This window comes from Streptomyces sp. NPDC044064 (genome assembly GCF_056434245.1).
This window is the reverse complement of sequence record NZ_JBWKFN010000023.1, coordinates 33,654-51,726: the sequence shown is the minus strand read 5'-3', so window position 1 is coordinate 51,726 and position 18,073 is coordinate 33,654. Positions and strand designations below refer to the sequence as shown.

17 protein-coding genes and 1 tRNA gene are annotated in these 18,073 nt (G+C 70.4%); 7 read left to right on the top strand and 11 right to left on the bottom strand.

Annotation, left to right across the window (positions count from 1 at the left end; genetic code table 11):
* Nucleotides 1-13 precede the first annotated feature (13 nt).
* Nucleotides 14-526: a hypothetical protein gene (locus AC07DS_RS31680; RefSeq protein WP_479150833.1), complete on the bottom strand. Its 513-nt coding sequence runs from the start codon at nucleotides 524-526 to the stop codon at nucleotides 14-16.
* A gap of 98 nt (nucleotides 527-624) precedes the next feature.
* Here AC07DS_RS31680 and AC07DS_RS31675 point away from each other — a divergent pair, with 98 nt between their 5' ends.
* The 4 genes from AC07DS_RS31675 to AC07DS_RS31660 all read left to right on the top strand — a co-directional run bounded on the left by AC07DS_RS31675 (nucleotide 625) and on the right by AC07DS_RS31660 (nucleotide 5,027).
* A complete protein-coding gene (locus AC07DS_RS31675) occupies nucleotides 625-1,344 on the top strand; it encodes a response regulator transcription factor (RefSeq protein WP_479150830.1) in 720 nt (239 codons plus the stop codon).
* A complete protein-coding gene (locus tag AC07DS_RS31670; protein WP_479150828.1) occupies nucleotides 1,341-2,741 on the top strand; it encodes a HAMP domain-containing sensor histidine kinase in 1,401 nt (466 codons plus the stop codon). The genes AC07DS_RS31675 and AC07DS_RS31670 overlap by 4 nt, the downstream gene beginning before the upstream one ends.
* A 110-nt stretch (nucleotides 2,742-2,851) precedes the next feature.
* A complete protein-coding gene (locus AC07DS_RS31665) occupies nucleotides 2,852-4,324 on the top strand; it encodes a glycoside hydrolase family 18 protein (RefSeq protein WP_479150826.1) in 1,473 nt (490 codons plus the stop codon).
* Nucleotides 4,325-4,496: 172 nt separating this feature from the next.
* Nucleotides 4,497-5,027, top strand: coding sequence for a hypothetical protein (locus AC07DS_RS31660; protein WP_479150824.1), 531 nt, complete (start codon nucleotides 4,497-4,499; stop codon nucleotides 5,025-5,027).
* 165 nt (nucleotides 5,028-5,192) lie between these two features.
* Here AC07DS_RS31660 and AC07DS_RS31655 read toward each other — a convergent pair whose 3' ends face one another.
* The 4 genes from AC07DS_RS31655 to AC07DS_RS31640 all read right to left on the bottom strand — a co-directional run bounded on the left by AC07DS_RS31655 (nucleotide 5,193) and on the right by AC07DS_RS31640 (nucleotide 9,994).
* Complete coding sequence (locus AC07DS_RS31655) at nucleotides 5,193-6,620, bottom strand: GH1 family beta-glucosidase (RefSeq protein ID WP_479150822.1); 1,428 nt, start codon at nucleotides 6,618-6,620, stop codon at nucleotides 5,193-5,195.
* A 142-nt stretch (nucleotides 6,621-6,762) separates the two neighbouring features.
* The gene (locus AC07DS_RS31650; protein ID WP_145878036.1) at nucleotides 6,763-7,647 is read right to left on the bottom strand and encodes a carbohydrate ABC transporter permease; all 885 of its coding nucleotides are present in this window, start codon (nucleotides 7,645-7,647) and stop codon (nucleotides 6,763-6,765) included.
* Nucleotides 7,644-8,669: a carbohydrate ABC transporter permease gene (locus AC07DS_RS31645; protein WP_145878037.1), complete on the bottom strand. Its 1,026-nt coding sequence runs from the start codon at nucleotides 8,667-8,669 to the stop codon at nucleotides 7,644-7,646. Before AC07DS_RS31645 ends, AC07DS_RS31650 begins: the two co-directional genes overlap by 4 nt.
* A complete protein-coding gene (locus tag AC07DS_RS31640; protein WP_479150819.1) occupies nucleotides 8,666-9,994 on the bottom strand; it encodes an ABC transporter substrate-binding protein in 1,329 nt (442 codons plus the stop codon). The genes AC07DS_RS31645 and AC07DS_RS31640 overlap by 4 nt, the downstream gene beginning before the upstream one ends.
* 311 nt (nucleotides 9,995-10,305) lie before the next feature.
* On the opposite strand from AC07DS_RS31640, the gene AC07DS_RS31635 reads away from it, so the two are divergent.
* On the top strand, nucleotides 10,306-11,361 hold the full coding sequence (locus tag AC07DS_RS31635; protein WP_479150817.1) for a LacI family DNA-binding transcriptional regulator: 1,056 nt from the start codon (nucleotides 10,306-10,308) through the stop codon (nucleotides 11,359-11,361).
* 104 nt (nucleotides 11,362-11,465) lie between these two features.
* Here the strand turns inward: AC07DS_RS31635 and AC07DS_RS31630 are convergent.
* The 4 genes from AC07DS_RS31630 to AC07DS_RS31615 form a co-directional block, all read right to left on the bottom strand.
* Nucleotides 11,466-11,538, bottom strand: a tRNA-His gene (locus AC07DS_RS31630).
* 107 nt (nucleotides 11,539-11,645) lie between these two features.
* On the bottom strand, nucleotides 11,646-12,248 hold the full coding sequence (gene orn, locus AC07DS_RS31625) for an oligoribonuclease (protein ID WP_145878042.1): 603 nt from the start codon (nucleotides 12,246-12,248) through the stop codon (nucleotides 11,646-11,648).
* 149 nt (nucleotides 12,249-12,397) lie between these two features.
* Nucleotides 12,398-13,618, bottom strand: a complete 1,221-nt coding sequence (locus AC07DS_RS31620) for a helix-turn-helix domain-containing protein (RefSeq protein ID WP_479150815.1) — start codon at nucleotides 13,616-13,618, stop codon at nucleotides 12,398-12,400.
* 378 nt (nucleotides 13,619-13,996) lie between these two features.
* The gene (locus AC07DS_RS31615; protein WP_479150813.1) at nucleotides 13,997-14,254 is read right to left on the bottom strand and encodes a hypothetical protein; all 258 of its coding nucleotides are present in this window, start codon (nucleotides 14,252-14,254) and stop codon (nucleotides 13,997-13,999) included.
* 315 nt (nucleotides 14,255-14,569) lie between these two features.
* On the opposite strand from AC07DS_RS31615, the gene AC07DS_RS31610 reads away from it, so the two are divergent.
* Together AC07DS_RS31610 and AC07DS_RS31605 are read left to right on the top strand one after the other, a co-directional pair.
* Nucleotides 14,570-15,097, top strand: coding sequence for a universal stress protein (locus AC07DS_RS31610; RefSeq protein ID WP_479150811.1), 528 nt, complete (start codon nucleotides 14,570-14,572; stop codon nucleotides 15,095-15,097).
* 125 nt (nucleotides 15,098-15,222) lie between these two features.
* Nucleotides 15,223-15,783, top strand: coding sequence for a GPR1/FUN34/YaaH family transporter (locus AC07DS_RS31605; protein WP_479150809.1), 561 nt, complete (start codon nucleotides 15,223-15,225; stop codon nucleotides 15,781-15,783).
* A 72-nt stretch (nucleotides 15,784-15,855) separates the two neighbouring features.
* Here AC07DS_RS31605 and glmS read toward each other — a convergent pair whose 3' ends face one another.
* Both glmS and AC07DS_RS31595 read right to left on the bottom strand, forming a co-directional pair.
* The gene (glmS, locus tag AC07DS_RS31600) at nucleotides 15,856-17,673 is read right to left on the bottom strand and encodes a glutamine--fructose-6-phosphate transaminase (isomerizing) (RefSeq protein WP_145878049.1); all 1,818 of its coding nucleotides are present in this window, start codon (nucleotides 17,671-17,673) and stop codon (nucleotides 15,856-15,858) included.
* Between the two features lie 38 nt (nucleotides 17,674-17,711).
* Nucleotides 17,712-17,969: a hypothetical protein gene (locus tag AC07DS_RS31595; RefSeq protein ID WP_145878051.1), complete on the bottom strand. Its 258-nt coding sequence runs from the start codon at nucleotides 17,967-17,969 to the stop codon at nucleotides 17,712-17,714.
* Between the last annotated feature and the right edge of the window lie 104 nt (nucleotides 17,970-18,073).

Below are 18,073 nucleotides of genomic sequence, written 5' to 3'. Positions count from 1 at the left end.
CACCCGCCGCGGGTCAGTACGTGCCGATCTCCACATGCGGCGGTCCGTCGTGCCAGGTGCAGAACACCGACACGCGGTCCGCGCCGCTGCTGAACTCCACCCGGATCCACGTCTGCGTCTTCCACACCTGCATCGACCAGCCGGTGCCCGGGGTCGCCGAGACGAGGGTCGCGCTCGAACTGCCCAGGTCGAAGACCGCCCGGCCGCCGTCGGTGTCGTAGGACTTGACCTGGCCGGAGGTGGTGGCGGACGGGGCCGGGGGCCGGGTGGTGGTGCCGGACGGTGTCCGGGAGGGGGTGGGGGCCGGTGATCCGGATGATCTGCTCTTCGACGGGGACGGCCGGGTGCTCGGCGGATCCAGCGGCTTCGACCGCTGCGTGGTCGTGTCCGCCGCCGTGATCGGCAGGGCGCGCGGCGGGTCGTACGCCGTCCCCGCCATCACCGTGTGCACACCCCACCACGACAGCGTGACCGCCGCTCCGGTGGCGAGCAGCCACGCCAGTACGTGTACGAGTCCTCTGCGCATCGCGGGCCATACTGCCTCAGAGGTACGGCCGTGCGCACTCGTCCCGAGTTATCCACAGGCCCCGGCCGGCGTCGGCCGTATGGCGTACGGTGCGGCGCATGGCAAGTGTTCTCGTGGTCGAGGACGACCAGTTCGTACGTTCGGCGCTCATCCGGCATCTGACCGACGCCTCGCACACCGTGCGCAGCGTCGGTACGGCACTGGAGGCGCTGCGCGAGGTCGCCCATCTCCGTTTCGACGTGGTCATCCTGGACCTCGGACTGCCCGACCTGGACGGCTCCGAGGCCCTGAAGATGCTGCGCGGCATCACCGACGTGCCCGTCATCATCGCCACCGCGCGGGACGACGAGGCGGAGATCGTCCGACTGCTCAACGCCGGGGCGGACGACTACCTGACCAAGCCGTTCTCGGTCGAGCACCTGTCCGCGCGCATCGCGGCCGTGCTGCGCCGGGCCCGCTCCGGCGGCGGCGAGGCCCCGCCCTCGCCGGTCATCCGGGTCGGCGGGCTGACCGTCGACCCGATGCGCCGCCAGGCCGAACTGGACGGTGTCCGGCTCGACCTGACCCGCCGCGAGTTCGACCTGCTCGCCTTCCTCGCCGGCCGTCCCGGTGTCGTCGTGGCGCGCAAGGAACTCCTCGCCGAGGTCTGGCAGCAGTCCTACGGCGACGACCAGACCATCGACGTCCATCTGTCCTGGCTGCGCCGGAAGCTGGGGGAGACGGCCGCCCGGCCGCGCTATCTGCACACCCTGCGGGGGGTCGGCGTGAAGCTGGAGCCGCCCGTGCTCGCCGACGGGGAAGGGGAGCCGCCGCGATGAGATGGGCCCTGGTCAAGGTGTGCCTGGCGGTCACCACGATGGTCGTGGTCGCCTTCGCCGTGCCGCTCGGCCTCGTCGTCAAGGAGATGGCCCGCGACCGCGCGTTCTCCAACGCCGAGCGCGAGGCCGCCGCCGTCGCCCCCGCCCTGTCCATCACCACCGACCGGGACAAGCTGGAGCGGGTGGTGGCCGCCGCCGGAGCGGACTCCGGTATGGCGGTGCACCTGCCCGCCGCCGACGGCGGAGCCGCGCTCGACCTCGGCCGGCAGCGTGCCGCCCACCGGGACATCGAGGCCGTACGGAAGATGGGACGCGCCTCCACCACCTCGGTCAGCGGCGGCTCCACGCTGCTGCAGCCGGTCGCGCTCAGCTCCGGCATCGCGGTCGTCGAGGTGTACGTCCCCGAGTCCGAGGTGAGCAACGGCGTCGGCACGGCCTGGGCGGTGCTCGCCGGCGTCGGCCTCGCGCTGATCGTCGGCTCGGTCGCGGTCGCCGACCGGCTCGGGGTGCGCATGGTGCAGCCCGCGCAGCGACTGGTCGAGGGGGCGCACGAGCTGGGCGAGGGCAAGCTGGGCGCCCGGGTGCCCGAGGAGGGCCCGAACGAACTGAGGCTCGCGGCCGTCGCGTTCAACTCCATGGCGGACCAGGTCGTCCAGCTCCTGGCGAACGAACGAGAGCTGGCGGCCGACCTCTCGCACCGGCTGCGCACCCCGCTGACCGTGCTCCGGCTGAACGCGGCCTCCCTCGGCGGCGGTCCGGCCGCCGAGCAGACCCGCACCGCCGTCGCCCAGCTGGAGCGGGAGGTCGACACCATCATCCGTACGGCCCGGGAGGCCAAGCCGCAGACCGCGGCGGCCGGGCCCGGCGCCGGGTGCGACGCGGCCGAAGTGGTCCGCGAGCGCATGGAGTTCTGGTCCGCGCTCGCCGAGGACGAGGGCCGCAAGTGGCGGGTGGCCGGAGTGGAGCGGCCGGTGCGCATACCCGTGGCCCGCGCCGACCTGGCGGCCGCGCTGGACGCGCTGCTCGGCAACGTCTTCCGGCACACCGCCGAGGGCACCGCCTTCGCGGTCGACCTGCACAACGGCGAGGACGCGGTGATCGTGCTGATCTCCGACGCGGGCCCCGGTATACCCGACCCCGAGGCGGCGATGGCCCGCGGCCGCGGTTCCGGCAGCGCGGGCTCGACGGGCCTCGGTCTCGACATCGTGCGCCGGCTCGCGGAGGCCACCGGCGGCGACGTCCGCATCGGCTCCTCGGTGCTGGGCGGCACCGAGGTGCGGATCTGGTTCCAGCTGGACGGGCGCAAGCCGGGGGGCAGGGGACACCGCGGGGCGGTGCGGAGACGCCGATCGGGCAAATTGGTCTCGACCTTTAACCGTCCCCGATCCCTTCCTTAAGCGCACCATAAGATCCCCAACGACCGCCCCTATCAAGCCGTTTGTCCGATTCTCGCTCGCTAGCGTGCTGCCGCACCCCACTCCCGTGAACACCGAAAGCAGGCACGCGCATGAGCACGCACCGGCGCAGGATCAGTGGCAGGAACAAGGCGATCGGCGGCCTGGTGGCAGCGGCCGTGGTCGGTGGCGGCGCGGTCCTGCTGACCGGCACGGCGAACGCGGCCGGTGTGAACGCCGCGTACACGAAGACCAGCGACTGGTCGACGGGCTACACCGCGCAGTACGTGGTCACCAACAACAGCGGCCAGGCGGAGAAGACCTGGACGCTGGAGTTCGACCTCCCCGCGGGCGCGAAGCTCAGCTCGCTGTGGAACGGCGAGTCGAGCGTGAGCGGTCGGCACGTCACCGTGAAGCCGGCCAAGTGGGACACCGAGGGCCTCGCGCAAGGCAAGTCGGTCACCGTCGGCTTCGTCGTCAACGGCGCCGGAGATCCCACCGGTTGTCGTATCGACAACGCGAGCTGTTCCGCGGAGGGCGGCGCGACCCCCGAGCCGAGCGGCCGCCCGACCCAGACGCAGTCGGCGACTCCTACCCCCACCCCCACCAAGAGCACGACCCCGACCCAGAGCGCCACCCCCACACAGAGCGCGACGCCCACGCCGACCGGCAGCACCGGCAGCGGCACCACCGCCTCCGCCGGCTTCGCGCCCTACGTCGACACCTCCCTCTACCCGGCCTTCGACCTGCTCGCCGCGGCCGACGCGACCGGCGTGAAGAACTTCAACCTCGCCTTCGTCACCGACGGCGGCGGCTGCACCCCCAAGTGGGGCGGTGTCACGGACGTCACCAGTGACGGCGTGGCCGCGCAGATCGGCTCCCTGCGCGCCAAGGGCGGTGACGTCCGGGTCTCCTTCGGCGGCGCCTCCGGTTCCGAGCTGGCCACCACCTGCTCCTCCGCCGACGCGCTGGCCGCGGCCTACGGCAAGGTCGTCGACGCGTTCAAGCTGACCAAGGTCGACTTCGACGTCGAGGGCGGCGCGCTGCCCAACACGGCCGCCAACACCCGCCGCGCCCAGGCCATAGCCAAGCTCCAGGCCCAGCACCCGGGCCTGGACGTCTCCTACACCCTCCCGGTGCTGCCGCAGGGCCTCACCCAGGACGGCGTGAACCTCCTGTCCGACGCCAAGTCCAACGGTGTGAAGATCGGCACCGTCAACATCATGGCGATGGACTACGGCCCCTCGTTCAGCGGTGACATGGGTGACCTGGCCGAACAGGCGGCCACCGCCACCCAGGCGCAGGTCAGGAGCGTGCTCGGGCTGTCCGACTCCGCCGCCTGGAACACGGTCGCGGTCACCCCGATGATCGGCGTCAACGACGTCTCCTCCGAGGTCTTCAAGGTCGACGACGCCACCCAGCTGGCGAACTTCGCCAAGTCCAAGGGTCTCGGCGGGCTCTCCATGTGGTCCGCGACCCGCGACAAGCAGTGCGACGGGGGCACCAAGCCCACCGCCGACGCCACGTGCAGCTCGGTCACCCAGGACAAGTTCGCGTTCTCGAAGGCGCTCAACGCCTTCAAGTGACACACCAGGCGGGGAGAGTTCTGCACCAACTCGGCATGATCATGCCTATATAGTTCCGGCCCGGGTCGATCTTCGGCCCGGGCCGGCCGCCGTCCGCACACGGACGCACGGCCCGTTCGACATGCCATCACCCGGGCCGTTCCTGCCCGGGCCGCACCACTTCGGGGGAACAATGCCGTCCATCCGCCATGCCCTGGTAGCCACCGTCCTGGGCTGCGCCGCGCTCACGCTGACCGCCTGTCAGCCCACCGACACGACCGCCGAGGCCGACGGCACCGCCGGCCCGTCGGCCTCCGCGAGCCCCTCCGCCAAGGGCGGCTGCCCGACCCTCGCCAAGGGCCACAAGTACGTCCTGGTCGAGAGCGTCTCCGGCGCCATGAACACCCTCACCACCAAGGACGCCGTGCAGCACTGCAGCTCCAGCGAGGGTGCCTTCTACCAGGCGACCGGCAAGGAGCACGAGTACACCGTCGAGTCCGGCGACACCCCCATCACGGTCCTGCACGTGAAGAAGAGCGGCCCGGCGAAGATGACCGCCGCCGGCGGCGGCCTCCAGCACATCCGTGTCTGCGTCAACGGCACCGAGCAGGACACCGCCACCGCCAAGGCCGACACCAGCGACTGCTACGGCGAGAACTTCTTCGACGTGGCCGTGGGCGGCGACGGCAAGCTCACCGGGATGACCGAGCTGTTCGGCTCCTGACCGGCGGGGGGGGGGGGGGGGGGGGGGGGGGGGGGGGGGGCCCCCGGGGGGGGGGGGGGGGGGGGGGGGGGGGGGGGGGGAGGGGGGGGGGGGGGGGGGGGGTTTTGGGTGGGGGGGGGGGGGGGGGGCCGGGGGGGGGGGGGGCCCCCCCCCCCCCCCGGCCCGCTAGTGGGCCTGCGCCGTCGGCAGCGCCCCCGTCCGGGCGGCCTCGCCGTACCAGCGCGCACTCGACTTCGGCGTCCGCTCCAGCGTCGCGTAGTCCACGTACACCGCCCCGAACCGCTTCTCGTAGCCGTACGCCCACTCGAAGTTGTCCAGCAGGGACCACAGGTAGTAGCCGCGCACGTCCGCGCCGTCGGTGAGGGCGCGGCGGACCGCCGAGAGGTGGCCGCGCAGGTAGGCGATGCGCTCGGGGTCGTGCACCCGGCCGTCCGCGTCGGGCTTGTCGTCGTAGGCCGCGCCGTTCTCCGTCACGTACAGCGGCAGGCCCGGTGCCTCCCGCGTGTACCGCATGATCAGCTCGTGCAGGCCCGTCGGGTCGATCGTCCAGCCCATCTCGGTGCGCTCGCCCGGGCTCTGGTGGAACAGCACGTCGTCCGCGGCCGGCCAGGGGGAGTGGTCGCTGGCGCCGTGGCCGTCCGCCCGCGGGCCCCGGACCTTGTCGGGGGCCGCCGAGACCAGGGTCGGCGTGTAGTAGTTCAGGCCCAGCGCGTCCAGCGGCACATTGATCGCACCGACGTCGCCGTCGAGGACGTACGACCAGTCGGTGACCGAAGCCGTCGAGGACAACAGGGACTCCGGGTAGGCCCCGTGCAGCATCGGGCCGTGGAAGATCCCGTTGGCCAGGTCGTCGATGCGGCGGGCCGCCGCCAGATCGGCCGGGTCCTGCGAAAGGGGCCGAACCACCGAGGAGTTGAGGCTGACGGCGATCTGGTTGCGGGCCGGCATCGCCGAGCGCAGGGCCGCCGCGCCCAGGCCGTGGGCCAGGTTGAGGTGGTGGGCCGCGCGCAGGGCGGCGGCCGGGTCGGTGCGGCCCGGGGCATGGACGCCGGAGCCGTAGCCCAGGAAGGCGCTGCACCAGGGCTCGTTGAGGGTGATCCAGTGCTCCACCCGGTCGCCCAGCGCCTCGCCGACCAGCTGTGCGTACTCGGCGAACCGGAGCGCGGTGTCCCGCTCCGGCCAGCCGCCCGCGTCCTCCAGCTCCTGCGGCAGGTCCCAGTGGTAGAGCGTGAGCGCCGGCTTGATCCCGGCTTCCAGCAGCTCGTCCACCAGCCGGCGGTAGAAGTCCAGGCCCACCTGGACCGCCGGGCCGCGCCCGGTCGGCTGCACCCGGGACCAGGAGACGGAGAAGCGGTAGGCGTTCAGGCCCAGCTCCGCCATGAGCGCCACGTCCTCGCGGTAGCGGTGGTAGTGGTCGACGGCGATGTCACCGGTCTCGCCGCCGGCCGTCCGGCCCGGCGTATGGCTGAAGGTGTCCCAGATCGAGGGGGTGCGGCCGCCCTCGCGCACCGCCCCCTCGATCTGGTAGGCGGAGGTCGCGGCGCCCCAGAGAAAGGCGGGAGGGAAGGTCACGGACGTAACGGGTTCAGGCATGGAAGCGCTCCCATTGGGGTCGTGGAAGACCGACGAGACGAGTGGGGGGAGAGGGCGGAGAGAGGAAGAGAGGAGGGGGAGGAGGGGAGAGGCGAGGGCGGAAGGGGCCGGGGCGGCGGTGGCCCGGCCCCGCAAGGAGCGGTCAGCCCTTGATCGCGCCCTGCATGATCCCGCCCACGATCTGCTTGCCGAACAGCAGGAAGGCGATCAGCAGCGGCAGTGTGCCGAGCAGCGCACCCGCCATGATCACCGCCTGGTCCGGGACGTAGCCGGTGCCGAGCGAGTTCAGGGCCACCTGCACGGTCGGGTTCTGCTGGTTCAGGGCGATGATCGGCCACAGGAAGTCGTTCCACGCGAACACGAAGGTCAGCAGGCCGAGCACCGCCATCGCGGGCCGGGCCGCCGGGAACACCACGTGCCACACGATCCGGATGCTGCTCGCCCCGTCCACCCGGGCCGCCTCGATCAGCTCCGACGGCAGCGCCTGCAGCAGGTACTGCCGCATGAAGAACGTGCCGAACGCGGTCACCAGGCTCGGCAGGATCACCGTCTGCAGCTGGTTGGACCAGCCGAAGTCCGCCATCCACAGATACAGCGGTACGACGGCCAGTTGCGGCGGGATCATCATCGTGCCGACGGTCAGCAGCAACAGCAGACCGGAGAAGCGGAACCGCAGCTTGGCGAAGGCGAAGCCGGCCAGCGTCGCGAACAGCACGGTGCTCACCGTGATCGCGCCCGCCACGATCACCGAGTTGAACATCGCGGTACCGAGCCCGGCCTGGTCCCATGCGGCCTGCATGTTCTTGAACAGGTTGCCGCCGAACCACAGCGGCGGCGGGGTCTGGGCGAGACGCCGGTCGGTGCGCGAGGCCGCGATCGCCGTCCACACCAGCGGGGCCAGCGAGACCAGTGCGAAGACGGCCAGCACGACGTACGTCATCGGGCCCGCGTGCAGCTGCTTGCCCGCGCCCGTCACCCGGCGCCGCTTCGCCTTCGTCGCGGGCAGAGTCAGTTCACTGGTGGTCATTGGGACTTCCTCAGCCGTCGGGTGAGCAGCAGGTTGACCGCGGCGACGATCAGCAGGATCAGGAACATCGACCAGGCGATCGCGGACGCCTTGCCGAGGTTGCCGATGATCCAGCCCTGGTCGTACATGTACAGACCGAGCGTCTGGTACTGGTGCTCGGACCCGCCCTTGGACCCGCTGACCCCGCCGAACAGCAGCGGCTCACCGAAGAGCTGGGTGGCGCCGATGGTCGAGACGACGATCGTGAACAGAATCGTGGGCCTGAGCTGCGGGATCGTCACGTGCCGGAACTGCTGCCAGCGGTTGGCGCCGTCGATCGCCGCCGACTCGTACAGATCCGTCGGGATCGCCTGCATCGCGGCCAGGTAGATCAGCGCGTTGTACCCGGTCCACCGCCAGATCACGATCGAGGACACCGCGAACTGCGAACCCCAGTCCGACTCACGCCAGTTGACCGGATCCACCCCGAAGAAGTGCAGGACCCAGTTGACCATGCCGCCGTCCCACGAGTACAGCAGCGTGAACACCAGGGTCGCGGCGGCCACCGAGGTGGCGTACGGGGTCAGCATCACCACCCGCCACACGGTCGAGCCGCGCAGCTTGTAGTTCAGCAGATGGGCGAGGCCGAGCGCGGCCAGCAGCTGCGGGACCGTGGAGATCAGACCGATGGTGAACGTGTTCTCCAGGGCGTTCCAGAAGAAGTCCGAGGAGAGCAGGTTCTGGTAGTTGTCCAGGCCCGCCCAGGTCTGGTGGTCCAGCGCCGAAAGCTGCACGTTGTGCAGCGAGTACCAGGCCGTGTAGAGCAGCGGGACCAGTGTGAAGGCCCCGAACAGGACGAAGAACGGGGCGACGAACGCGTACGGCGACGCCTTCATGTCCCAGCGGTACAGCCGGCTGCGCCAGGAGTCGGTGCCCGCCGGCGTACCGCGACCGTGAGCGCCCCGGGCCGCGCCCGGCGAGCTGCCGGACGCGGCCTCGGCGCTCGACGCGGTGTGCGCGAGAGCCTGCTTGGAGCTGGTCACTGGCCGAGCACGTCCTTGATCTCCTTGGACGCGGCGTCCCAGCCCTGCGAGGGGGACTTGCCCTTCTGCTCGACCTGGAGGATGCCGACGTCACTGATCGCGTTGTCGATCGGCTTGTCCTTGGGGCCGAGGGGCTGCGCCGGGATGGTCTTCGCCGAGTCGGAGAAGATCTGGGTGAGCGGGGCCCCGGAGAAGTACGCGGTGGTGTCGGCGGCCGGCTTCAGGTTCGCGTACGCCGACGGGGTGGACGGGAAGCTCGCCTGCTTGGCGAAGACCTTCTCCTGCTGCGCGGGCGCGGTCAGCCACTTGGCCAGCTCGACGGCCTCCTTCTGGTGCTTGGTCGCCGTCGGCACACCGAGGAAGGAGCCGCCCCAGTTGGACGCCGCCGGCGCCGCCGCCACGTCCCACTTGCCCTTGCCGGAGTCACCGGACTTCTGCTCGATGTAGCCGATCATCCAGGCCGGGCAGGCGACGGACGCGAAGGTGCCGTTGGCGTAGCCCTGGTCCCACGTCGGGTCGAACTGCTTCAGCTTCGCCGACATGTTGCTGGTCGCCGCGGTCATGGCGACGTCCCAGGCCTTTTTCACGCCCTCGGACTTGTCCCAGACGACGTTGCCGTCCTTGTCGTAGTACCGCTCGCTCGCGCCGCCCACGGCCGCGTTGTAGACGGAGGACGCCGAGTCGACGAACTTGGTGCCCTTGGGCGCCTTCTTCATGTACTGCTTGCCGACGTCGACGTACTTGGACCAGTCGCCCTTCCACATCTCGGCGAGCTTCGTCCGGTCGGTCGGCAGACCGGCCTTCTGGAACAGGTCCTTGCGGTAGCAGATGGCCATCGGACCGATGTCGGTCCCGAGCCCGATCAGCTTGCCGTCCTTGGTGGTGGCCTGCGTGTTCTTCCAGTCCAGCCACTGCGACTTGTCGACGTCCTTGCCGAGGTCGACGAACTTGCTCCCCTGCGTCTGGACGGCCTCGGTGATGTTGCCGACCTCGATGGCCTGGATGTCGTCGGTGCCGGAACCGGCCTGGAGGCGGGTGAGCACCTTTGGCCAGTACACGTCGGTACGGGTGGTGACGTTCTCCTTGATGTTGATGTCCGGATGGAGCTTCATGTACTCGTCGTAGAGGCCGGCCTGCTTGTAGCCGAAGACGCCGAAGGTCCCGATGGTCAGCGTGATCTTGCCCTTGCCACTGCCGTTGCCGCCGTCCGCGTTGGACGAGCCGTCGTCCGAGTCGTTGGCGCAGCCGGCCAACAGCCCTGTGGTCAGCGCGGCGACGGCCGCGAAGGCCCCCAGCCTGCGGGACCGGCGGATGCTCGTGCGCATTGCGTCCTCCTGTTGCCTGACGTGCCGACCCCCCGGCCAACTGCATGGTTGGGCCCGTTCTTACTCGCTGCGGCTCGGGCGGGGAACGTGCGGGACGTGTATGTGTCAGGTACTGTGGGAGCGCTCCCATCAGTGATGTGTTGAAGAGTCGTAGGTTCGGGGCGGGGTGTCAAGGGACCGGACGCGGAGTGATGTGTTCAGTTATCCGAGCGTTAACTGGCTTTCCCCGTAGGTCCGCTCACCGCTCGCCGCTCTGGCCAGGACTGTTAGATTCCAGCCAGCCGGATGTTGGTGCGAGGGAGGCGGAGCGCATGGCAAGCCACGGAGCGCGGGGCCGGAGCGGAGGGCGGCCCACGCTCGAGGAGGTGGCCGCCCGGGCCGGGGTCGGCCGGGGCACGGTCTCGCGGGTGATCAACGGCTCGCCGCGGGTCAGTGAGGCGACCCGGGCCGCGGTCGAGGCGGCGGTCGCAGAACTCGGCTACGTCCCCAACACGGCGGCCCGCGCCCTCGCGGCCAACCGCACCGACGCCATCGCGCTGGTCGTCCCCGAGCCGGAGACCCGTTTCTTCGCGGAGCCGTACTTCTCGGACATGCTGCGCGGTGTCGGCAGCGAACTGTCCGAGACGGAGATGCAGCTGCTGCTGATCTTCGCGGGCAGCGACCGGGAGCGGCAGCGCCTCGCGCAGTATCTGGCGGCCCACCGGGTGGACGGCGTGCTGCTGGTCTCGGTGCACGCCGACGACCCGCTGCCCGACCTGCTCGCCCAGCTGGAGATCCCGGCGGTGATCAGCGGTCCGCGCTCGGCCGGGGAGACGCTCACCTCGGTGGACTCGGACAACTACGGCGGCGGCCGCTCGGCCGTGGAGCACCTGCTCTCCCGGGGGCGCCGCACGATCGCCCACATCACCGGCCGCCTCGATGTCTACGGCGCCCAGCGCCGCGTCGACGGCTACCGCGACGCCCTGCGGGACGCGGGCCTGGAGGTGGACGAACTCCTCGTCGAGCCGGGTGACTTCACCGAGGAGGGCGGCAGGCGGGCGATGGCCACGCTGCTGGAGCGGTACCCCGACCTGGACGCGGTCTTCGCCGGCTCCGACGTGATGGCGGCGGGCGCCCGCCAGGTGCTGCGCGAGGCGGGCCGCCGGATCCCGGACGACGTGGCACTGGTCGGTTACGACGACTCGGCCATCGCCCGGCACATGGACCCGCCGCTGACCAGCGTGCGCCAGCCCATCGAGGAGATGGGCCGCGCGATGATCGACATGCTGCTCTCGGAGATCGCCGACCGCCGGCCGGCCGTGTCCCGGGGTCTGGAGCGGCGGCATGCGGTGCTGCCGGCGGATCTGGTGGTGCGGGCATCGTCGTGACACGCGTCACAGCGCGAGGCCGCCCCCGACCGGGGGGCGGTGGACGCCCAAAACGAATCAGCCGGTGACCCGTCTCGCGACGGAGTCACCGGCTGATTACTCAGGGTGAGTGACGGGACTCGAACCCGCGGCATCCTGGACCACAACCAGGTGCTCTACCAGCTGAGCTACACCCACCATGACCGGTCGTTGACTTGGTGGTTTCCCCGACCGGCCGAGAAGAAGTCTACAGGGTCCGAAGGGGTGCTCGCGCACAGGTTTTCGCGGGGGTCTCCTACGTGGTCCTACTGCGCCGGCAGGACGTGCTTGGCGGCGATCGTCCTGGCGGTGTCGGAGTCCGGTCCGGGCTGCGGGACGAAGACGGCCTCGCGGTAGTAGCGCAGCTCGGCGATCGACTCGCGGATGTCGGCGAGGGCGCGGTGGTTGCCGTTCTTCTCCGGGCTGTTGAAGTACGCCCGCGGGTACCAGCGGCGGGCGAGCTCCTTGATGCTGGAGACGTCCACGATCCGGTAGTGGAGGTAGTCCTCCAGGGTCGGCATGTCCCGCAGCAGGAAGCCGCGGTCGGTGCCGACGGAGTTGCCGCACAGCGGGGCCTTGCCGGGCTCCTTCACCCACTGCCGTACGTACGCCAGCACCTGCTCCTCGGCGTCGGCAAGAGTCGTGCCCCCGGCCAGCTCGTCGAGGAGGCCGGACGCGGTGTGCATCTGACGCACCACCTCCGGCATCGTCTCCAGCGCCGAGTCCGGCGGACGGATGACGATGTCCACCCCCTCGCCGAGTACGTTCAGCTCGGAGTCGGTGACGAGGGCGGCCACCTCGATGAGAGCGTCGTCGGACAGCGAGAGGCCGGTCATCTCGCAGTCGATCCACACCATGCGATCGTTCATGCGACCACCCTAAAGCTGACGTCCGCTTTTGGGATGCCCCGCGTCGAAGCGGGACTCGCCCGCGGCCGCCGCCCCTGGGACCGGACACGGCGGGACAGAGAAAGAGGGGGGCGGGTGTGTACCCGCCCCCCTCTCCATGTGCGCCTCGTTCAGTGGCCGGTGCGCGGCCCCGGCAGCAGGCTCACCGCGCCCGCGGCCTGGCGGCGGCTCTGCATCGGCACCGCGCTCTCCCGCTCCGGGTGCAGCACGGCGGGCGGTGCGCCCATCGGGCCGTGGCCGGGCAGGCCGACGGGTGCGCCCGCCGGGCCGGAGTGGGTCAGCTGCGGCTCCGGGTCACCGGACCGCTCGCCCTGCGGCCGCCGGGCGCGGTAGGCGGCCCGGTAGGCGGCAGGGGACGAGCCGAGCTGGCGGCGGAAGTGCCCGCGCAGCGCGACCGGTGAGCGGAAGCCGCAGCGTCCCGCCACCTCGTCCACCGAGTAGTCCGACGTCTCCAGCAGCCGCTGCGCCTGCAGCACCCGCTGGGTGATCAGCCACTGCAGCGGTGCGCTGCCGGTGAGCGAGCGGAACCGGCGGTCGAACGTACGGCGGCTCATGTAGGCGCGTGCCGCCAGTGTCTCCACGTCGAACTGCTCGTGGAGGTGTTCCAGCGCCCAGGCGACGACCTCGGCGAGCGGGTCGGCGCCGATCTCCTCGGGTAAAGACCTGTCGAGGTAGCGCTCCTGACCGCCGCTGCGGCGCGGCGGGACCACCAGCCGGCGGGCCAGCGCACCGGCCGCCTCGTTGCCGTGGTCCGTCCGCACGATGTGCAGACACAGGTCGATCCCCGCGGCCGTCCCGGCGGAGGTCAGTACGTCTCCGTCGTCGACGAACAGTTCGCGCGGATCCACGTGCACCGACGGATAGCGCTTGGCCAGCGTCGGTGCGTACATCCAGTGTGTGGTCGCCGGGCGGCCGTCCAGCAGTCCGGCCGCGGCCAGGACGAACGCCCCGGTGCACAGCCCGACGATACGGGCGCCCTCCTCATGCGCACGGCGCAGCGCGTCGAGCGCTTCCTCCGGCGGCGGTGAGGTGATCGAGCGCCAGGCCGGTACGACGACCGTCCCTGCGCGTGAGATCGCCTCCAGCCCATGCGGCGCGGTGAGTTCCAGGCCCCCTGTGGTCCGCAGTGGGCCTTCCTCACCGGCGCTCACCAGCAGTCGGTAGCGCGGCACGCCGGCGTCCTGGCGGTCGATCCCGAACACCGACAACGGAATGGAACTCTCGAAGATGGGGCCGCCGCTGAACAGCAGCACCGCGACGATCTCCTTGCGGCGTCGCCCGGAGAGTTTCCGGGCCGCGGCTTCCGGTGCGGCAGTGGAGTCGTGGCTCATCCTGCTAAGCCCCCCTCGGTGGTCGCGGCTCCTCGGTTGTGTCGCTCCTGCACGTTTCCCCTCGGTCCTGCACGAGTCCCCCGCCATAAGACAGTCAAGATCGAATCTACTGGCTACCGCGGTCTCACGGTGGCCGGTTAGACACGCCGGACATTGTCGACATGACAACTTGGCGTGAAGCATTCGATCACGAAGGGTTGCACTCGTGGGCCGTGCAGGGAAGTGCGCCTTGTCGCAGTGGCCAAACCGCGTAGGGTGCGCGGGTCCGCCCAGACCCTTTCCGTGCAGGTGGAACGGGGGTTGGGGGGTAGGTGGGACCCCCTCCGGGCGGTACCCAGAAGTTGGCTGAAAAGAGGCGTTCAGAGGCGCAAAAACCGGTCAGTCGACCGGTGTCTTCTGCTTGGTGTGACGTCCGCCTCTTTGCGCGGCGCAACGCTCGGACTGCCGCAGCAGGACGCGGCAGACGGCCGTGACGGCGGCGAGGCCGAAGGCGGTGCCGGCGGCGCCGGCGAGCGAGGTGCCGTACCAGAGGAGGATCACGGGTACGAGAACGCAGCTGAAGGCCGCCCAGCGGATCACGTCGCTCGTGGTGTCCGGGGCGGGGTGCGGGTCGGAGGTGGAGCGGGGTCCGGACATCTCGTACTCCCTGTGGCGGTGACTCTCCGGGTTCAACGCCCGTTCGATCGGTCGGTCACCGGCCGTCGCTCCGGTAATCCCGTGCAAACCGCCTGTACGGGGCAGCAACCATTGCGTTGCGGGCGCTGCTCGTGCATGCTCCGGGGAACCCCTACGGACACCGGGGGGCTGCTTACGGAGCGTGTGCGGGATCTGGGCAGAGGAGGCGTGCCGCCGTACCCTTGGGGGTATGGGGTTGGGAAGACGAATCCCGGACACAGCACCGCCACCCGATGTCACCCCCCACCCACAAAGGATCACAACGCCGAGACAGCCATGGCCGGTCACGAATTCTTCGAACCCGCGGACCGCAAGCGGCCCGTCGCCGATCCCACGGCGGCCGATCCCCTCGCGGCGGAAGAGTCAAGCCCATCCTGCGACCCCGCCTTCAAGCACGGTGTGGTCGTCGGCTTCGACGGCTCGACGTCCAGCGAGCGCGCCCTCGCCTACGCCATCGGCATGGCCCACCGCTCCCGGGCGGGCCTGATCATCGTCCATGTGGCCAACCGGCTGCCCACCACGGTGTGGGCCGGCTGCGAGCCGCCCGTCTTCGTCGACGTGCCGGACCACCGCACCGAGGTACTCGGTCTGGAGCTGGCCTGCGCGGACTATCTGGCCGAAGTGCCCTGGATCCTGGTCGAGCGCGGCGGTGACATCTGCCACGAGCTCGAAGAGGTGGGACGGGAGTACGAGGCCGACGCGATCGTGGTCGGCTCGACGCACGGCATCGTGGGCCGCCTCTTCGGCTCCGTGGCCGGCCGGCTCGCCAAGCGCGCGCAGCGGCCCGTCATCGTCATTCCCTGAGCTTCCGACACTCTGTCAACTCCCTTGGTGCAAAGCGAAACTACTCGCGCGTAGAGGTGTTTGTGCTCTTGTGAAGGGCATATACCGGTCACCGCGCAACTGCACATGCATGAAGGGAGCCCGCAGTGGACAACGACGTCTCCGCGGGAAGCGGAAACACCACCGTGGTCGGCCGACTCGCCCTGGGTGTCACCCTGTTGGCGTTCGGACTCGGCACCACCGGCGTGATCGACGGCGTAGGGGCATCCGACGCCGTGTCATTGGCTCATTACGTGGGCGGCGTCGCCCTCTTCCTCGTCGGACTCCTGGCCTTCCGTACCGGTGACAGTGGATCAGGCACCGGTTTCGTCGCCCTCGGCGCGCTCTGGTTCACCTGGGCCGTCGCGGGTCAGATGCCGGCCAACGCGGCCGGCCTCTTCCTGCTGCTGTTCGCCCTCGTGGCGCTCACCCTCACCCTCGCGGGCGGGGACACCCTGGGTCAGGTCATGCACGGGCTGCTGTTCCTGGCGATGCTGGTGCTCGCCGTCGCGGCCTTCGCCGACAGTTCCTCCCTCGTGAAGGTCGGTGGCTGGGTGGCCGCGGTCTCCGGCGCGGTCGCCTGGTACGCGGCGACGGCGGCGCTGGCCCACTGGCCGACGGCGCTTCCCGGGCGTGCTGCGGGCCGGGGGGTGACGGCCGCCGGCTGATCCGAGCAGCACGAACGGACCCCCGCGTGCAGGTGGCACACGCGGGGGTCCGTTCTGTTCTGTCGCGGCCGACTACTCGACCGTCACCGACTTGGCGAGGTTGCGCGGCTTGTCGATGTCGCGGCCCAGGACCTTTGCCGTGTGGTACGACAACAGCTGGAGCGGGATGCCCATGAGGATCGGGTCCAGCTCGTCCTCGTTCTTCGGGACGACGATCGTCTCGTCGGCCTTCTCCTGGTTCCGGTGGGCGACCGCGAGGATCTTGCCGCTGCGGGCCTTGATCTCCTCCAGGGCCGCGCGGTTCTTCTCCAGCAGATCGTCGTCCGGGACGATCGCCACCGTGGGCAGGGCGGGCTCGATGAGGGCCAGCGGGCCGTGCTTCAGCTCGGAGGCGGGGTAGGCCTCGGCGTGGATGTAGGAGACCTCCTTGAGCTTCAGGGAGGCCTCGCGGGCGACCGGGTAGCCCCGGACGCGGCCGATGAAGAGCATCGAGCGGGCGTCGGCGTACTGCTCCGCCAGCTTCCTGATCTCGTCCTCCTGCTCGAGGATCTCGGCGATCTGGCCCGGCAGCCTGCGCAGGCCCTCGATGATCCGCTTGCCGTCGCGGACCGAGAGGTCACGGGTGCGGCCGAGGTGCAGGGCGAGCAGGGCGAAGGCGACCGTGGTGTTGGTGAAGCACTTCGTGGAGACCACGCAGACCTCGGGGCCGGCGTGCACGTAGATGCCGCCGTCGGCCTCGCGGGCGATCGCGGAGCCGACCACGTTGACCACGCCAAGAACCCGGGCGCCCTTGCGCTTCAGCTCCTGCACGGCGGCGAGGACGTCGTACGTCTCACCGGACTGGGAGACCGCGACGTAGAGGGTGTCGGGGTCCACGACCGCGTTGCGGTAGCGGAACTCGGAGGCCGGCTCGGCGTCGGCGGGGATGCGGGCCAGCTCCTCGATCATCTGGGCGCCGATCATGCCCGCGTGGTACGAGGTGCCGCAGCCGAGGATCTTCACGCGACGGATCTTGCGCGCCTCGCGGGCGTCCAGGTTCAGGCCGCCGAGGTGCACGGTGGAGAAGCGGTCGTCGATGCGGCCGCGCAGCACGCGGTCCACGGCCTCGGCCTGCTCGTGGATCTCCTTGTGCATGTACGTGTCGTGGCCGCCCATGTCGTAGGAGGCCGCCTCCCACTCCACGGTGGTCGGCTCGGCCGTCGTACGGGTGCCCTCGGTGGTGTAGGTGCGGAAGTCGTCGGCCTTGAGGGTGGCCATCTCGCCGTCGTCCAGCGTCACTATCTGCCGGGTGTGGGCGACCAGGGCGGCGATGTCCGATGCGACGAACATCTCCTTCTCGCCGATGCCGAGGACGACCGGGGAGCCGTTGCGGGCCACCACGATGCGGTCGGAGAAGTCGGCGTGCATGACCGCGATGCCGTAGGTGCCCTCGACGACCCGGAGGGTCTCGCGGACCTTGTCCTCCAGCTTCTCGGCCTGCGAGCGGGCGATCAGGTGGACGAGCACCTCGGTGTCGGTCTCGGAGAGGAACTCGACACCGTCCGCCTCCAGCTTGCGGCGCAGGTCGGAGGCGTTGTCGATGATGCCGTTGTGCACGACGGCGACCTTCTGGTCGGCCGACATGTGCGGGTGGGCGTTCACGTCGGAGGGGGCGCCGTGGGTGGCCCAGCGGGTGTGGGCGATGCCGGTGGTGCCCTTGAAGCGCGCGGGGACCTTGGCCTCCAGGTCGCGCACCCGGCCCTTGGCCTTGACCATCTTCAGGCCGGCCGTCTTCGGGGAGGTGACGACGATGCCCGCGGAGTCGTACCCGCGGTACTCCAGGCGCTGCAGGCCCTCCAGGAGCAGGGGCGCCACGTCACGCTTGCCGATGTATCCGACGATTCCGCACATATATAGGTATTCCTCAGTCCGTGGTTCCTGGCTGGTTCTCAGCCGTAGACCATGCGGCGCAGCTGCCGGAGCGTCAGCTCCGGCGGTGCGACCGCCCGGTATTTCAGGTCCGCCTCGATCCGTTCGAAGATCTCCGTGTTCTGCAGGCCCTGGACCTGCAGTTCTCGGTGGCGGCGACGGACGTAGTCCTGCGTCGTCTCGTCGAAGTAGGCGAGCACGTCCTGTATCACCCGAAGCGCCTCGCCCCGGTTCAGGGGCGTGGACCGCGTCAGGTGATCGACAAGTTCCTCGTGCACCCGGTAGATCCTGGGCCACCGGCGCGAGTTTCGCAAGAATCGTGCCCGATTCCGGGCAAGCGCCTGTTGAATCTCTTATGGGGCTCTGTTCGCAAGCTGTCCAT

Coding starts and splice junctions, on each gene's coding strand:
- orn (WP_145878042.1), bottom strand. CDS start 12,248: ATGAACGATCGCATGGTGTGGATCGACTGCGAGATGACCGGCCTCTCG.
- AC07DS_RS31650 (WP_145878036.1), bottom strand. CDS start 7,647: ATGACCACCAGTGAACTGACTCTGCCCGCGACGAAGGCGAAGCGGCGC.
- AC07DS_RS31675 (WP_479150830.1), top strand. CDS start 625: ATGGCAAGTGTTCTCGTGGTCGAGGACGACCAGTTCGTACGTTCGGCG.
- AC07DS_RS31640 (WP_479150819.1), bottom strand. CDS start 9,994: ATGCGCACGAGCATCCGCCGGTCCCGCAGGCTGGGGGCCTTCGCGGCC.
- AC07DS_RS31615 (WP_479150813.1), bottom strand. CDS start 14,254: ATGTCCGGACCCCGCTCCACCTCCGACCCGCACCCCGCCCCGGACACC.
- glmS (WP_145878049.1), bottom strand. CDS start 17,673: ATGTGCGGAATCGTCGGATACATCGGCAAGCGTGACGTGGCGCCCCTG.
- AC07DS_RS31670 (WP_479150828.1), top strand. CDS start 1,341: ATGAGATGGGCCCTGGTCAAGGTGTGCCTGGCGGTCACCACGATGGTC.
- AC07DS_RS31660 (WP_479150824.1), top strand. CDS start 4,497: ATGCCGTCCATCCGCCATGCCCTGGTAGCCACCGTCCTGGGCTGCGCC.
- AC07DS_RS31620 (WP_479150815.1), bottom strand. CDS start 13,618: ATGAGCCACGACTCCACTGCCGCACCGGAAGCCGCGGCCCGGAAACTC.
- AC07DS_RS31610 (WP_479150811.1), top strand. CDS start 14,570: ATGGCCGGTCACGAATTCTTCGAACCCGCGGACCGCAAGCGGCCCGTC.
- AC07DS_RS31680 (WP_479150833.1), bottom strand. CDS start 526: ATGCGCAGAGGACTCGTACACGTACTGGCGTGGCTGCTCGCCACCGGA.
- AC07DS_RS31655 (WP_479150822.1), bottom strand. CDS start 6,620: ATGCCTGAACCCGTTACGTCCGTGACCTTCCCTCCCGCCTTTCTCTGG.
- AC07DS_RS31635 (WP_479150817.1), top strand. CDS start 10,306: ATGGCAAGCCACGGAGCGCGGGGCCGGAGCGGAGGGCGGCCCACGCTC.
- AC07DS_RS31665 (WP_479150826.1), top strand. CDS start 2,852: ATGAGCACGCACCGGCGCAGGATCAGTGGCAGGAACAAGGCGATCGGC.